A 13,554-nucleotide genomic window follows, 5' to 3' on the forward strand; every position below is an offset into this window, starting at 1 on the left:
ACGAGATGCCATGAATTTCATCCTTTACTCGGATATCAACGAGCGCTCGATCGGCCACAACCTCGGTCGCCCCGAATACAGCTACTACTTCGTCCTCAAGGCCTACCGGCCAATCCTCGAATCGCTGGGACAGGTCCACCTGGTACAGAGCACGGACGAAGTCGACCCGCTCTACCGGCAACTGCATGAACAGGGCGAAGACTGCCTGTTCCTCTCCTTCACCCCGCCGCACAAGGCGGCGCGGGGCCTGCAATGCCCGATGCTGTGCGTGGTCGCCTGGGAGTTCGAGTCGATTCCCGACGTGGCGTGGGACGGCGATCCGGCGCAGGACTGGAGCCAGGTCCTGGCCGGCCATGGCGCAGCCATCACCCTCTCCGAGCAGACTGCCCGCGCGGTTCGCCGGGTGCTGGGCGAAGACTTTCCGGTACTGGCGCTGCCGACGCCGATCTGGGAGGACTTCGCCGCGATCCGCCAGCAAGGCGAACGGAATCCGGTCAAGTCCGGCGAGACCCTGCAACTCAAGGGCTGCGTCATCGACAGCCGCCTGCTGGGCCTTTCCGCCGACGGCCTCATCGCACCGATCAGGGAAGAGACCGAGGACGAGATTCTCGAGGTCCTCCCCGAGACGCCCGCCGAGCCCGAACCGGTCCCTGAGCCAGAACCAGAGCCAGAGCCGGTTCCTCTCGACTGGAGGCGCCGACTGGTCATCAGCAAGCACTACCTGCTGCTGTGGTACCGGGAAGCCGTCAGCGACCTGGTACCCATACCGGTACGCCGCTGGCTGTTCCGTCACCTGCGCCGGCCGCTGCCGCCCCCGCCAACGGCGCTGGAAACGCTGCCGGAGCCATTGCCCCAGGCCATCGAGCCGATGCCGCCCGCCGAGCCCGAGCATCCGCCGGCGCTGTTGCCGGCCGTCGACCAGCACCAGCAGGTCGTCGTGGACGGGGTGGTCTACGTCTCGGTGTTCAATCCGCTGGACGGGCGCAAGAACTGGCATCACCTGATCACCGCCTTCTGCTGGGCATTCCGCGACACCAGCGATGCCACGCTGGTGCTGAAGATGACCCAGAGCGACCTGACGACCTACCACGTCGAACTGCTCACCCTGCTTTCCCAACTGTCGCCATTCGCCTGCCGGGTCATCGCCCTGCACGGCTATCTCGATGCCGCGGAGTACGCCCGCCTGTACGGAGCCGCCAGCTACTACGTGAACGCCTCGCGCTGCGAGGGCCTGTGCCTGCCGCTGATGGAATTCATGTCCTGCGGCACCCCGGCGATCGCTCCGGACCATTCGGCGATGGCCGACTACATGGACGCCCAGGTGGGCTTCGTGGTCCGCTCCAGCCAGGAGCCCGCGGCCTGGCCGCAGGATTCGCGCCGGTTGTACAGCACCCGGCGCTACCGGCCGAGCTGGGAGTCCCTGAAGGAGGCCTACCTGGAGAGCTACCGGGTAGCCCGGGAACAGCCGGAGCGCTATCGGCAACTGTCCGCCGCGGCCAACCAACGCATGCGCGGCTACTGCGCCGGCGACGTGGTCCGCCAGCGCCTGGAACCCTTCCTTTCCGCCCGCAAGGCAACCCCTGCGCCCGGCGTCGAACTGGCGGCCACCGCCACAGGCAACGTTCCATGCTGATCATCATCCACTCCGAGACCAACAAGACCACCATCCGGCAGAACCTCGGGCGCCCGGAGTACAGCTATTACTTCGTCCTCAAGGAATTCCGTCCGCTGCTGGAAGAGATCGGCCAGGTGGTCGAAGTCAGCGATCCCGACGAACTGGTGGACCGCCTCTACCACGACTGCCGCAAGCGCGGCGAACCCTGCGTCTTCCTCTCCTTCTCGCCGCCCCATCGCACGCCGATCCACCATGCCTGCCCGACCATCCCGGTGTTCGCCTGGGAGTTCAGCACCCTGCCCAGCGAAACCTGGCACGGCGAACCGCGCCACGACTGGCGACATGTGCTGCGCCACAGCGGACGGGCCATCACCCACTCCAGCTTCACGGTCGACGTGGTGCGCGCCGCCATGGGTCGCGACTACCCGGTACTGAGCGTGCCGGCGCCGGTCTGGGATCGCTTCGCCAACCGCGCCTCGCAGCAGGCAGGCCGTCCCGAAGCCCGGGATGTGCGCCTGCGCCTGGACGGCCTGCTGGTGGACAGCCGCCACCTGGACCTGGCCGTCCATGCCGACCCCGAGCCGTCGGCGGAGGTCCTGGCCCTGCCGGACCGCGCGGCGAAACAGGTCGAGCTGAGCCTCGACGGGGTCATCTACACCTCGGTGTTCAACCCCTACGACGGGCGCAAGAACTGGCAGGACATGATCAGCGCGTTCTGCGCCACCTTCCGCGACGAGCCCGACGCCACCCTGGTGCTGAAACTGACCCACCACAACGTCGGCGAAGCGCTGGCCGACATGCTTCACCACCTGTACAAGAACCAGTCCTACCGCTGCCGCATCGTGCTGATCCACGGCTACCTCGCCGACCCGGACTACGAGCGGCTGGTCGAGGCCACCAGCTACGTGGTGAACACCTCCTACGGCGAAGGCCAATGCCTGCCGCTGATGGAATTCATGTCCAGCGGCAAGCCGGCCGTGGCTCCGCGCAATACCGCGATGATCGACTACATCGACGCCGACAACGCCTTCATCGTCGACTCCTCGGAAGAAGCCACCGCCTGGCCCCACGACCCGCGCGCGGCCTACCGCACGCTGCGCTACATCACCGACTGGGAGTCGCTGTGCCGGGCCTACCGGGCCAGTTTCGAGGTCGCTCGCCAGGAGCCGGAGCGCTACGCACGCATGTCCGCGCATGCCAGCGCCAGCCTCGAACGCTTCTGCAGCCGCAAGCTGGCCGTGGAGCGCCTGCGCCGCTTCCTCGACGAAGCGGCACAAGGCGACCCCGCCGCCTTGCAAAGCATCCCGGCATGATCCGCGCCCTGCTCCAACGCTGGCGTTCCCGTCCCGCTGCGGCGAGCGAACCGGTGTCGCCACGCATGTGCGGTCTGCGCGATGCGGTGCTGGATGGCTGGTTCCGCAGCGAAACCGGCGAACTGCTCGCCGGCTTCGCCATCGGCGCCCAGGACACCCTGCTCGATCTCGGCTGCGGCGAAGGCGTCGCCACCCTCTTCGCCGCCCGCCAGGGCGCTTCGGTGATCTTCACCGACAGCGAGGAGGACAAGGTGCGAAGCCTGGCGCAGCAGGTCGAGGCGGTGGCCCGGCGGCCCTTCACCGGCCTGGTCAGCGACAGCGACCCGCTGCCGCTGCGCGACGCCTGCGCCGACAAGCTGGTGTGCATGGAAGTGCTCGAACACGTGGCCAACCCAGCGCGGGTGATGGCCGAACTCGTGCGTCTCGGCCGCCCTGGCGCGCAGTACCTGCTGAGCGTGCCGGACCCGGTCGGCGAACACCTGCAGCAGGGCATCGCCCCGGCCGACTACTTCCGGGCGCCCAACCACATCCACATCTTTTCCCGTGACGACTTCGCGCGCCTGGTGCAGGACGCCGGGCTGGTCATCGAGCACCGCCAGGCCAGCGGCTTCTTCTGGGTGATGGGCATGATCTTCTTCTGGGCCAGCGAACGGGCCGCCGGCCGTGAGCTCGGCGGCGCCGTCCGCGACCGTATCCAGCCGCCCTACCCGGCGCTGATGGAAGACTGGGCACGGCTCTGGGAAAACCTCCTGGCCCGCCCCGACGGTCTGGAGATCAAGCACCTGCTCGACCATTTCATGCCCAAGAGCCAGGTGATCATCGCGCGCAAGCCGCTCGACCCCGGATCGTCGCGGACATGAGCGGCAAACGCATCCTCGACATCGAACTGTTGCGCGGGCTGGCCGTGCTCGGCGTGGTATTCCACCATCTGCACGGCAACCTGTTCAGCGGCTCCCCGGCACTGCTGGACGGCATCAACCAGCGCGTCCAGTTCTGGTGGGGCGTGGACCTGTTCTTCGCCATCTCCGGCTTCGTCATCGCCCGCACCCTCATCCCGCAACTGCGCGAGGCGCCCACACGCCAGGCATTCTGGGAACAGGCGCGGTACTTCTGGATCCGCCGCGCCTTCCGCCTGCTGCCCTCGGCCTGGCTGTGGCTGGCGCTGATCCTGGCCTGTTGCCTGCTGCTGAACCGCTCCGGAGCCTTCGGCAGCCTGTCGGCCAACCTCGCGGCGAGCCTCGCCGGTTTCCTCCAGGTCGCCAACTTCCGCTTCGCCGACAGTTTCTACCGCTACGAATACGGTGCCAGCTTCGTCTACTGGAGCCTTTCCCTGGAGGAACAGTTCTACCTCCTGCTGCCGCTGCTGATCCTCTGCCTGCGTCGCTACCTGGGCTGGGCCCTCCTGGCGCTGGTGCTGGTCCAGTTCTTCAGCCTGCGCACGCCGCTGCTGATGGTATTGCGCACCGACGCCCTGGCCATCGGCGTACTACTCGCCCTCGCCTCCCTGCAGCCTGGCTATGCCCGCTGGAACCCCACCCTGCTGGGCCGCGCCTGGAGCGGGCCGTTGCTGCTGGCCGCCGTGGCCGCGGCCCTGGGCGTGCTGGCCAGCGAAGCGTACAGCCTGGTCACCGTGCGGATCGGCGCCATCGCGCTATTGTGCGGACTGCTGGTGTGGATAGCCTCCTACGACCGCGACTACCTGCTCTCCAACGGGCCGCTGAAGCGCTTGCTGGTCTGGGTCGGCGCGCGCTCCTATGCGATCTACCTGATCCACATCCCGGCGTTCTATCTCAGTCGCGAACTCTGCTTCCGCCTGGGCTGGGACGCCGGCGAGCGGCCCCTGTCGCTGCTCGGCACCAGCCTGGTCCTGATCGTCGTACTCAGCGAGCTCAACTACCGCTTCGTCGAGAGCCCCTGCCGCGACCTGGGCTCCCGCCTGGTCAAGCGCCTGAGCGCCGCCCGCCGCGTCGCCACCACTTCCGGAGCCACCTCATGCTGAACTTCCTCAAGAAGATCGTCTCGCCGCCCAGCCCCGCCACCGAGCCCGTCGCCGCGCCACCCGCCTCCGCGCCGGTCGACCCGTACATGCTCGGGTTGCGCGACGCGGTGCTCAGCGGCTGGTTCAACCAGGAGACCGACGAGCTGTTCAGCGGCTTTCCGATTTCCGCCGAGGACACCGTGCTCGACGTGGGGTGCGGCGACGGCGGCAACGTTCATTTCTGCGCCATGCGCGGCGCTCGCATCATCATCGCCGACATCGACGCGGAAAAGATCGCCAGGACCCGCGAGCGCCTGGCCGATACCCCGGCCCGCGAACTGGAATGCCTGGTCAGCGACTGCGACCCGCTGCCCCTGGCTGACGCCACGGCCACCCGGGTGGTCTCCACCGAGGTCATCGAGCACGTCGACGATCCGCGGCAGTTCCTCGCCGAGCTGGTACGGGTCGGCCAGCCCGGCGCACTCTATCTGCTCAGCGTGCCGCATCCCACGTCGGAAGACCTGCAGAAAGACTTCGCCGCCGACGAATACTTCCGCAAGCCCAACCACATCCGCGTGCTCGGCGAGGAGCAGTTCGCCGCACTGGTGCGCGAAGCCGGCCTGGAAATCCTCAGCCACAGCCGCTACGGCTTCTACTGGTCGCTGTGGATGCTGCTGTTCTGGGAGGCCAAGGTCGATTTCGGCAATCCCGACCATCCCCTCCTCGAACACTGGGCCAGGACCTGGCAGGCGCTGCTCGACTCGCCGCGCGGCCCGGCCATCAAGCAGGCCCTGGACGCCGTGGTCGCCAAGAGCCAGGTGATCATCGCGCGCAAGCCCGCCCAGGCGTAGAACCACCGGAACAGTTCCGCTACAGCCGGGCGGAACAGTTGCCGGGGCCACCGAACTGTTCCGTCCAACTCCCGCGTGGTTGCCCCTGAGCAAGCCAGCGGTCCCGGCGCATCATGAGGTTCCACACCCCGCCCCCATCCCCGGGATGGGAAGGAACGCACGATGAGGACATCCCCGCACCCGCACGCCGGGAGTTCCAGCGGTCTCCCGGCCGCCCATCCACATCTCGCCGCCCTGCTGGAAAAATTGAATTCCTGGCGACAAAACGCTCGATCGCGCAAGCATCTTGCGCAAATGTCCGAACACGACCTCGCCGACCTGGCAATCAGCCCGAGCGAACGCTACGTAGAGATTTCGAAACCTTTCTGGCGCTGAGCCGCTGGTGACGTGGCGCACAGTTGGTTAGTCTCAGCGTTGACACGGCCGCGCGGATGCGGCCGTCTACGCTGACTTCGTTCGGAGCAACTCACATGAAACGTCTGCGCCTGATCGGTGCCGCTGCCCTGCTCGCCTGCGCCTCCAGCGCGTTCGCCAGCAGCTTCGTGGTCACCACGGATACCCTGGTCCGCGCCACCGGCATGACCTCCAATGCCACTTCGGACATCACCAATTCCTTCCGCGACGACAAGATCGTCCTCGAAGCGCGCGACGACGCCGCCAGCTTCGTCGCCAGCCAGGGCGACATCCGCGGTTCGCACCTGGAAGCCGCACTGCGCCACATCCGTGGCAAGCTGCCGAGCCTGGCCGCCAACGACATGCAACTGGCCCAGGCGATCCTGACCATCTGAGTCGCCCGCCCCGCCGCCGCAGCCGCCCGGCTGCGGCGATGACCTGGCCGACCGGCCACACTGGCTCCGCGCCGCACATTCCGTTAGCCTTGGCGGCTGTTCCAGTCCTATTCCGCCCAACCCCATGCGTTACCGGTTCTCGTTGCTCTTCTGTTGCCTGCTGGCGCCCGCTGCGCACGCCTTCGATACCACGACGGCGTTCACCGCGAAGTCCCTTTACGTCACCAGCAAGCTGACCAGCACGCCGTTCGAGAACAAATTGTTACGCGATGCCCGGGGCGATGCGGCCAGCTTCGTCGCCAGCGATGGCAGCATCCGTGGTGCGCGCCTGGAAGCGGCGCTGCGCTGGTTGCGTGTCGCGCACCCCGAGCTGGCGGCCAGCGATCAGGAACTGGCCGAAGCAATTCTTGCCCAATAGGCGATCACCACCGTTCCGGAGAACCTCCATGCGCCGTAGCTCCATGCGTCATAGCCCCCTGTTCGCCGCCCTGCTGCTGGCGCTCTGCGCCACGGCCGCGGAAGCACGCTCGGTGGTCGCGACCAGCAATATCATCGTCCGCGCCCTCGACCGCAGCATCGACTTCACTTCCGACACCACCACTTCCGTGCGCGACATGAAAGTGGTCACCGAGGCGCGCGACGACGCCGCCAGTTTCGTCGCCAGCGACGGCGCCATTCGCGGCGCCCAGCTGGAAGCCGCGATGCGGACCCTGCGCAGCCGTCTGCCGGAAGCCCGGGAAGCCTCCGACCAGGTACTTGCCGAAGCCATTCTCGCCCTGTGAGGAAGGCCTGCGCCTGGCTGCTGGCGCTGGCCCTCTGCGGAGCCGGCAACGCGACGGCGGCCCTGCGCCTGAAACTCGACGCGCCTGAACTGGACCCTGCGCAGCGCGAGGCCAGCCAGCAACTCTTGGACGAAGCCGCGGACAAGTTGCCGCCGGCCTTCCGCGAACGCCTGGACCGCGAGATCGAGGTCGAGTGGCGCGACGACCTGCCCGCCAACGGCATGGGCCAGGCCCGTGGCCCGCAGCGCATCGCGCTGAACCGCAAGTACCTGGCCGATCTCACCGACGGCAGCGCCGCCAGCCGCCAGACCGGGCGCGTGCACGGCACCGAGCGGCGCGAGCTGCTGGCGACCCTGCTGCACGAGCTGACCCACGTCTACGATCGCGCGCGCCTGTGGTCGGCGGAGGAAAAACGCGAGATCCGCCGCTGCACGCGCCAGGAAGAAACCCTCGGCCGGATCGCCCAGCCCACCGATTGCCGCGGGCAGAGCGGTCGCCGCTTCACGCTCTCCGACGACCCGCGCCTGCTCGATCTCGCCGGCTGGCCGCAGCGCGCCGGCCAGCGCGGGCGGCGCGAGGCGCACAATGGCTTCGTACTGCGCAGCCCGGACGTCTACGAGCTGAGCAATCCGCGCGAGTTCGTCGCGGTGAACATGGAGTACTTCCTCCTCGATCCCAGCTACGCCTGCCGCCGCCCGGCGCTCTACCGCTACTACCAGCAACGCTTCGGCTGGGCGCCGGAACACAGTGCCTGTGCGCAGAGCTTCGCCTACCTCAACGCCGGCCGCGACTTCGGCCAGCAGCCGCTGGGCCAGCTCGACCCCGAGCGGGTCTACGAGGTCGACTACCTGCTGGCCGAGGCCAACGACAACCTGGTCAGCCGCTGGGGCCACACCATGCTCCGCCTGGTGATCTGCGCCCCCGGCCGGCCGCGTGGTCCGGACTGCCGGCTGGACCTCGACCAGCATCTGGTGCTGTCCTACCGCGCCTTCGTCGGCGACCTGCAATTGTCCAGCTGGGACGGCCTGACCGGCGCCTATCCGTCGCGCCTGTTCGTCCTGCCGCTGTCGCAGGTGATCGAGGAATACACCAAGGTCGAGCTGCGCAGCCTCGCCTCGGTGCCGCTGAAGCTGGACCGCGAGGAGGTCGCCAGCCTGGTCGAGCGCGCCGCGCAGAGTCACTGGAGCTACGACGGCCAGTACTACTTCATCTCCAACAATTGCGCGGTGGAAACCCTCAAGCTGCTGCGCAGCGGCATCCCCCGGCGACCGCTGCAAAGCCTGGACAGCATCACCCCCTACGGCGTGCTCGAGATGCTGGAGAACCGCAAGCTGGCCGATCCCAGTGTGCTCGACGACCCCAAGGAAGCCCTGCGCCTGGGCTACCGCTTCGACTCCTTCCGCGACCGCTACCAGGCGATGTTCGACGTGCTCAAGCAGCGCCTGCACATTCCCCAGGACAAGGTCGAGGACTGGCTGGCGCTGCCGGCCAGGGAGCGCCAGCCCTGGTTCGCCAAGGCCGACCTGCGCGCCAGCGCGGCGCTGCTGCTGCTCGAGCAGGCCTCGCTGCGGCGCCAGCTGCTGCTCGCCCAGGACGAGTTGAAGCGCCTGTACCTCGGCCACCTGGACAAGCCGGCCGGCGACCAGCGCCTGGAAGTGGCCGGCAAGACCTTCCAGCAGATCCTCGACGACAGCGGCTTCCTCAGTCGTCCGGCGGAACTCCTGGAGGGCGGCTACGGCCTGCCGCAGGCCGCCGAGTGGAAGCACCTGGAAGAGCAGACCCGCGAACGCCAGGCGCGCCTGCGCCGGCTCAGCGACGACCTCGACCGCGAGGTCCGCGCCCTGCTCGATCCCGAGCGCCGCGCCGAGCTGGAAGCCAACGAGGCCAACATCAAGGAGGTCGGCGCGCACCTGCGCGAGCTGCACAAGGCGGCCGGCGGGCTGATGCTGCCCTGAGGGAGGCGCCTGCAGGACGCATGGTCCCGAGCGCTCTTTCAGCGCCTCGCAGACGGCGGATAACGCTCTGCGTTATTCGCCCTACAGGTGCCACCTCCGGTCTTCGCTCACGGGTCGTCCGCTCCGGCGATGAACTCCTCGTCCTCTTCGGGCAACTGCGGGTCGAGGTGTAGCCATGGCAGGCGGCTGCCGACCCAGATGTGCCGGTTGGCGGGGGCGCGCTCGGGATAGTCGAGGCTGGCCACGGTGAAGTCCAGGGTATCGGCGCTGAGCCGGGTGAACAACGCCAGGTTGGCCCCGCAACGCGGGCAGAAGTAGCGCGTGCAGCTGGCCGACGAGGCATATTCCGCCGGTTCGCCCGCCAGCCAGCGGAACGCCGCGCGCGGCACCGTGGCCCAGGTGGTGACGATGCCGCCTGTGGTGCGCCGGCAGATCGAGCAGTGGCAGTGAGCGACATCGTCCAGCGGCGCGGCGACGGCGTAGCGCAGATAGCCGCAATGGCAACCGCCGGTATGGGTCTCGGGCATGGCGAATCCTCCTCGCGGGAGTGCCAGCATAAGCCGGACTTGCCCTGTGCCGCAGCCACCTCGCAAGATGAGCGGATTCCACTATCCGGGGGTGCCCGTGACCGCTCTGCTCTACTCCCTCTGGCCGCTGTTCGCCCTCATCGTCGGCGGTTACGCCCTGCGCCGCTGGGACTTTCCCGGCGAAGCCTTCTGGCCTGCCGCAGAACGCCTGAACTACTTCATCCTGTTTCCCGCGCTGCTGTTCAGCAACCTGGCGACCGCGCCGCTGGACGACCCCGGCCTGGCCCGCCAGGCCCTGGCCGTACTGCTCGGGCTCGGCGTCGCCTGGCTCGCCCTGCTGCTCTGCAAGCGCTGGCGCGGCTGGGACGCCGGGCGCTTCGGCGCCATCGCCCAGGGCGTATTGCGCTTCAACACCTATCTCGGCCTGGCCGCGGTCGGCAGCCTGTACGGCAAGCCGGGCCTGACCCTGGCCGCGCTGATGCTGGCGCTGATGGTGCCGACGGTGAACGTGATGTCGGTCTGGGCGCTGACCGCCGAGCGCGGCATCAGCCTGCGCGCGCTGCTGCTGCCGATCCTGAAGAACCCGCTGATCCTCGCCTGCCTCGCCGGCGCACTGGTCAACCTGGCCGGCGTCGGCCTGCCCGGCGGCAGCGATCGCCTGCTCAACCTGCTGGCGGTGGCCAGCCTGCCGCTGGGCCTGCTGTGCGTCGGCGCGGCGCTGAAACCCCAGGAACTCGGCGGCGAAGTCGCGGCCCTTGGCTGGAACTGCGCGGCGCGGCTGCTGGCGATGCCCCTGCTGGCCTTCGCCATCGCTCGCGGGCTGGGCCTGCCGAGCATGGAAAGCGCCGTGCTGGTACTGTTCTTCGCCCTGCCGACGGCGCCCACCGCCTATGTGCTGACCCGCCAACTGGGCGGCGACGGCCACCTGATGGCGGGCATCATTACCTTGCAAACGCTGCTTTCCGGCGCCACTCTGGTCGGCGTACTCCTCGTGCTGCAAGGAAGCCCATGACGACAGGACGCGTCGCCGCCGCCCTCACGGCGCTCTGCCTGCTCTGCCAACCGGCCTTCGGTTTCATCAAGGTGTTTCCCGAATTCGACGACGAACCCGGCGCCGCCACCTTCTTCTGGGCGGCCGTCACCACCGTCGGCCCGTTCATCGGCAGCACCGTCAGCGCACAGGAGTCCAGCGCTGACGAGGGCGACAAGCTCGTCCAGGCGCGGGACGACGCCGCCAGCTTCGTCGCCAGCGACGGTGCGATCCGTGGCGCGTACCTCCAGGCAGCCTTGCAGGTCCTGCGCCAAGCCCCGGAATACGCCGGGTACAGCGACCTGCAACTGGCCGCGGCGCTCCTCGCGCGGCAGCCCTGATCGACCATATATCCGAAATTACCCGCACGTTTCCCGCCGTTATCCAGCGAAAGCTGCCTGAAAGCTTCCCGCCGTAGCATCCGCCCACCACCGGCAGAAGACCGGACACGACGGCGCGCCCACGAGACGCCCGCTTACCCGTACAAAAACAACAATGGTGATTGCCATGCCCCGTTCCGCACACGCCTACAGCCGCACTCCGTCCGCGCGACGCCACCCGCCCGCCGCCTGCTGACCGCACGCCGCACGCCCGTCCGCCGTCTTCCCCGGAGTGAACCCATGCTGACCCTGCTCGCCTTCGCCATGGTGGCGACCTTCATGTTCCTGATCATGACCAAGCGCCTGTCCGCGCTGATCGCGCTGATCCTGGTCCCGATCGCCTTCGCCCTGATCGGCGGTTTCGCCGCCGGCCTCGGCCCGATGATGCTCGACGGCATCCGCACCCTGGCGCCGACCGGCGTGATGCTGATGTTCGCGATCCTCTACTTCGCCATCATGATCGACTCCGGGCTGTTCGACCCGGCGGTGCGCAAGATCCTCCGGCTGGTCAAGGGCGACCCGCTGAAGGTCTCGCTGGGCACCGCGGCGCTGGCGATGATCGTCTCCCTCGACGGCGACGGCTCGACCACCTACATGATCTGCGTGGCCGCCGTACTGCCGTTGTACAGCCGCCTGGGCATGAGCCCGCTGGTGATGGCCTGCCTGATCATGCTCTCCAGCGGCGTGCTCAACATGACCCCCTGGGGTGGCCCCACCGCCCGCGCGGCGAGTGCCCTGCACGTCGACCCGGCGGATATCTTCGTGCCGATGATCCCGGCGATGATCGCCGGGCTGCTGGCGATCTTCGCCATCGCCTGGATCTACGGCAAGCGCGAGCGCGCCCGCCTCGGCGAGCTGCACCTGCCCACCGACCATGAGGACCTGGCGGAGATCAGCGTGTCGCAGTATCCGGAGGCGCGCCGGCCCAAGCTGCTGTGGTTCAACGCTATTCTCACCGTGGTCCTGATGGCGACCCTGATCGCCGGCCTGCTGCCGATGCCGGTGCTGTTCATGATCGCCTTCGGCATCGCCATGATCGTCAACTACCCGTGCATCCAGGAGCAGAAGAAGCGCATCGGCGCACACGCCGAGAACATTCTCGCAGTGGTCTCGCTGATCTTCGCCGCCGGGGTGTTCACCGGCATCCTCTCCGGCACCGGGATGGTCGACGCCATGTCCAAGAGCCTGCTGGCGGTGATCCCGCCGGCGCTGGGCCCATACCTGGCGACCATCACCGCGCTGGTGAGCATGCCGTTCACCTTCTTCATGTCCAACGACGCCTTCTACTACGGCGTCCTGCCGATCCTCACCCAGGCCGCCGCCGAATACGGCATCACCCCGGTGGAAATGGCCCGCGCCTCGATCGTCGGCCAGCCGGTGCACCTGCTCAGCCCGCTGGTGCCCTCCACCTACCTGCTGGTGGGGCTGGCCAAGATCGACTTCGGCGACCACCAGCGCTTCACCCTGAAATGGGCCGTGCTGGTGTGCCTGGCAATCCTCGCCATGGCCCTGCTGCTGGGCCTGTTCCCCCTGTTCAGTAACTGACCGAGACGAGTGACCGCTTCATGGAATGGCTGACCAGCCCGGAAATCTGGATTGCGTTCTTCACCCTGACCGCCCTGGAGATCGTCCTCGGCATCGACAACATCATCATGATCTCGATCCTGGTCGGGCGCATGCCGAAGCACCTGCAGCCACGCACCCGCTTCTTCGGCCTGGCCCTGGCGATGGTGACGCGGATCCTGCTGTTGCTGTCGATCACCTGGGTCATGCGCCTGACCGCCGACCTCTTCCACCTGTTCGGCCAGGGCATCTCCGGACGCGACCTGATCCTGTTCTTCGGCGGCCTGTTCCTGCTCTGGAAAAGCAGCTCGGAGATCTACCAGGGCCTGGAAGGCGAGGAAGAAAGCGGCGATGAACCGAAGGGGTCGGCGAGCGGCTTCATCGGCACCATCATCCAGATCGCGATCATCGACATCGTCTTTTCCCTGGACTCGGTGATCACCGCCGTCGGCATGGTCTCCCACGTGCCGGTGATGGTCGCGGCGATCATCGTCGCGGTACTGGTGATGATGCTCTGCGCCGGCGCCATCAGCGACTTCATCGACAAGCACCCGTCGCTGAAGATGCTCGCCCTGTCGTTCCTCATCGTGGTCGGCACGGTGCTGATCGCCGAAGCCTTCGAAGTCCATGTGCCGAAGGGCTACGTCTACTTCGCCATGGCCTTCTCCCTGGCCGTGGAGGCGCTGAACATCCGCATGCGCGGCGCTGCCGCGCGCAAGCGGGGCGAAGAGCCAGTGAAGCTGCGCAAGGAAGTGCTCGGCGACTGAGCCGC

At 67.8% G+C, this 13,554-nt stretch carries 15 protein-coding genes; 14 read left to right on the plus strand and 1 reads right to left on the minus strand.

Features of this window, described 5'->3' with window-relative positions:
- Nucleotides 1-10 precede the first annotated feature (10 nt).
- The 10 genes from ACI766_RS29495 (at nt 11) to ACI766_RS29540 (ending at nt 9,282) form a co-directional block, all read left to right on the plus strand.
- Nucleotides 11-1,633 carry a glycosyltransferase gene (locus ACI766_RS29495; protein ID WP_023122431.1) on the plus strand — a complete coding sequence of 541 codons (1,623 nt, stop codon included), beginning with the start codon at nt 11-13 and terminating at the stop codon, nt 1,631-1,633.
- On the plus strand, nt 1,627-2,928 hold the full coding sequence (locus ACI766_RS29500) for a glycosyltransferase (protein ID WP_023122432.1): 1,302 nt from the start codon (nt 1,627-1,629) through the stop codon (nt 2,926-2,928). The genes ACI766_RS29495 and ACI766_RS29500 overlap by 7 nt, the downstream gene beginning before the upstream one ends.
- A complete protein-coding gene (locus ACI766_RS29505; protein WP_003114110.1) occupies nt 2,925-3,788 on the plus strand; it encodes a class I SAM-dependent methyltransferase in 864 nt (287 codons plus the stop codon). Before ACI766_RS29500 ends, ACI766_RS29505 begins: the two co-directional genes overlap by 4 nt.
- On the plus strand, nt 3,785-4,927 hold the full coding sequence (locus ACI766_RS29510; protein WP_003118465.1) for an acyltransferase family protein: 1,143 nt from the start codon (nt 3,785-3,787) through the stop codon (nt 4,925-4,927). The genes ACI766_RS29505 and ACI766_RS29510 overlap by 4 nt, the downstream gene beginning before the upstream one ends.
- Entirely contained in the window at nt 4,921-5,757 is an 837-nt protein-coding gene (locus ACI766_RS29515; RefSeq protein ID WP_087823925.1) for a class I SAM-dependent methyltransferase, read from the plus strand. The genes ACI766_RS29510 and ACI766_RS29515 overlap by 7 nt, the downstream gene beginning before the upstream one ends.
- A 162-nt stretch (nt 5,758-5,919) precedes the next feature.
- Nucleotides 5,920-6,132, plus strand: a complete 213-nt coding sequence (locus ACI766_RS29520) for a DUF1127 domain-containing protein (RefSeq protein WP_003096905.1) — start codon at nt 5,920-5,922, stop codon at nt 6,130-6,132.
- Between the two features lie 95 nt (nt 6,133-6,227).
- Complete coding sequence (locus ACI766_RS29525; RefSeq protein WP_003096907.1) at nt 6,228-6,545, plus strand: DUF2388 domain-containing protein; 318 nt, start codon at nt 6,228-6,230, stop codon at nt 6,543-6,545.
- 124 nt (nt 6,546-6,669) lie between these two features.
- Complete coding sequence (locus ACI766_RS29530) at nt 6,670-6,963, plus strand: DUF2388 domain-containing protein (RefSeq protein ID WP_003096909.1); 294 nt, start codon at nt 6,670-6,672, stop codon at nt 6,961-6,963.
- 43 nt (nt 6,964-7,006) lie between these two features.
- Entirely contained in the window at nt 7,007-7,327 is a 321-nt protein-coding gene (locus ACI766_RS29535) for a DUF2388 domain-containing protein (RefSeq protein WP_003114112.1), read from the plus strand.
- On the plus strand, nt 7,324-9,282 hold the full coding sequence (locus ACI766_RS29540) for a DUF4105 domain-containing protein (protein ID WP_003102547.1): 1,959 nt from the start codon (nt 7,324-7,326) through the stop codon (nt 9,280-9,282). The genes ACI766_RS29535 and ACI766_RS29540 overlap by 4 nt, the downstream gene beginning before the upstream one ends.
- Before the next feature lie 107 nt (nt 9,283-9,389).
- On the opposite strand, the gene ACI766_RS29545 is transcribed toward ACI766_RS29540, so the two are convergent.
- Complete coding sequence (locus tag ACI766_RS29545) at nt 9,390-9,809, minus strand: GFA family protein (RefSeq protein ID WP_023087936.1); 420 nt, start codon at nt 9,807-9,809, stop codon at nt 9,390-9,392.
- Nucleotides 9,810-9,876: 67 nt separating this feature from the next.
- Between ACI766_RS29545 and ACI766_RS29550 the strand changes: the two genes are divergently transcribed.
- From ACI766_RS29550 to ACI766_RS29565, 4 genes are all read left to right on the plus strand, one after another.
- Nucleotides 9,877-10,821 (plus strand): AEC family transporter, encoded by a 945-nt coding sequence (locus tag ACI766_RS29550; RefSeq protein ID WP_003096914.1) that lies wholly within the window; start codon nt 9,877-9,879, stop codon nt 10,819-10,821.
- The gene (locus ACI766_RS29555) at nt 10,818-11,180 is read left to right on the plus strand and encodes a DUF2388 domain-containing protein (protein WP_003102543.1); all 363 of its coding nucleotides are present in this window, start codon (nt 10,818-10,820) and stop codon (nt 11,178-11,180) included. Before ACI766_RS29550 ends, ACI766_RS29555 begins: the two co-directional genes overlap by 4 nt.
- Nucleotides 11,181-11,459: 279 nt before the next feature.
- A complete protein-coding gene (locus ACI766_RS29560; RefSeq protein WP_003096918.1) occupies nt 11,460-12,764 on the plus strand; it encodes a CitMHS family transporter in 1,305 nt (434 codons plus the stop codon).
- A 20-nt stretch (nt 12,765-12,784) separates the two neighbouring features.
- Nucleotides 12,785-13,549, plus strand: a complete 765-nt coding sequence (locus tag ACI766_RS29565) for a TerC family protein (protein ID WP_023122433.1) — start codon at nt 12,785-12,787, stop codon at nt 13,547-13,549.
- Nucleotides 13,550-13,554 lie beyond the last annotated feature (5 nt).

It is taken from the genome of Pseudomonas sp. DL (genome assembly GCF_047199225.1).
Lineage (GTDB): Bacteria > Pseudomonadota > Gammaproteobacteria > Pseudomonadales > Pseudomonadaceae > Pseudomonas > Pseudomonas aeruginosa.

Coding starts and splice junctions, on each gene's coding strand:
- ACI766_RS29495 (WP_023122431.1), top strand. CDS start 11: ATGAATTTCATCCTTTACTCGGATATCAACGAGCGCTCGATCGGCCAC.
- ACI766_RS29500 (WP_023122432.1), top strand. CDS start 1,627: ATGCTGATCATCATCCACTCCGAGACCAACAAGACCACCATCCGGCAG.
- ACI766_RS29505 (WP_003114110.1), top strand. CDS start 2,925: ATGATCCGCGCCCTGCTCCAACGCTGGCGTTCCCGTCCCGCTGCGGCG.
- ACI766_RS29510 (WP_003118465.1), top strand. CDS start 3,785: ATGAGCGGCAAACGCATCCTCGACATCGAACTGTTGCGCGGGCTGGCC.
- ACI766_RS29515 (WP_087823925.1), top strand. CDS start 4,921: ATGCTGAACTTCCTCAAGAAGATCGTCTCGCCGCCCAGCCCCGCCACC.
- ACI766_RS29520 (WP_003096905.1), top strand. CDS start 5,920: ATGAGGACATCCCCGCACCCGCACGCCGGGAGTTCCAGCGGTCTCCCG.
- ACI766_RS29525 (WP_003096907.1), top strand. CDS start 6,228: ATGAAACGTCTGCGCCTGATCGGTGCCGCTGCCCTGCTCGCCTGCGCC.
- ACI766_RS29530 (WP_003096909.1), top strand. CDS start 6,670: ATGCGTTACCGGTTCTCGTTGCTCTTCTGTTGCCTGCTGGCGCCCGCT.
- ACI766_RS29535 (WP_003114112.1), top strand. CDS start 7,007: ATGCGTCATAGCCCCCTGTTCGCCGCCCTGCTGCTGGCGCTCTGCGCC.
- ACI766_RS29545 (WP_023087936.1), bottom strand. CDS start 9,809: ATGCCCGAGACCCATACCGGCGGTTGCCATTGCGGCTATCTGCGCTAC.
- ACI766_RS29550 (WP_003096914.1), top strand. CDS start 9,877: ATGAGCGGATTCCACTATCCGGGGGTGCCCGTGACCGCTCTGCTCTAC.
- ACI766_RS29555 (WP_003102543.1), top strand. CDS start 10,818: ATGACGACAGGACGCGTCGCCGCCGCCCTCACGGCGCTCTGCCTGCTC.
- ACI766_RS29560 (WP_003096918.1), top strand. CDS start 11,460: ATGCTGACCCTGCTCGCCTTCGCCATGGTGGCGACCTTCATGTTCCTG.
- ACI766_RS29565 (WP_023122433.1), top strand. CDS start 12,785: ATGGAATGGCTGACCAGCCCGGAAATCTGGATTGCGTTCTTCACCCTG.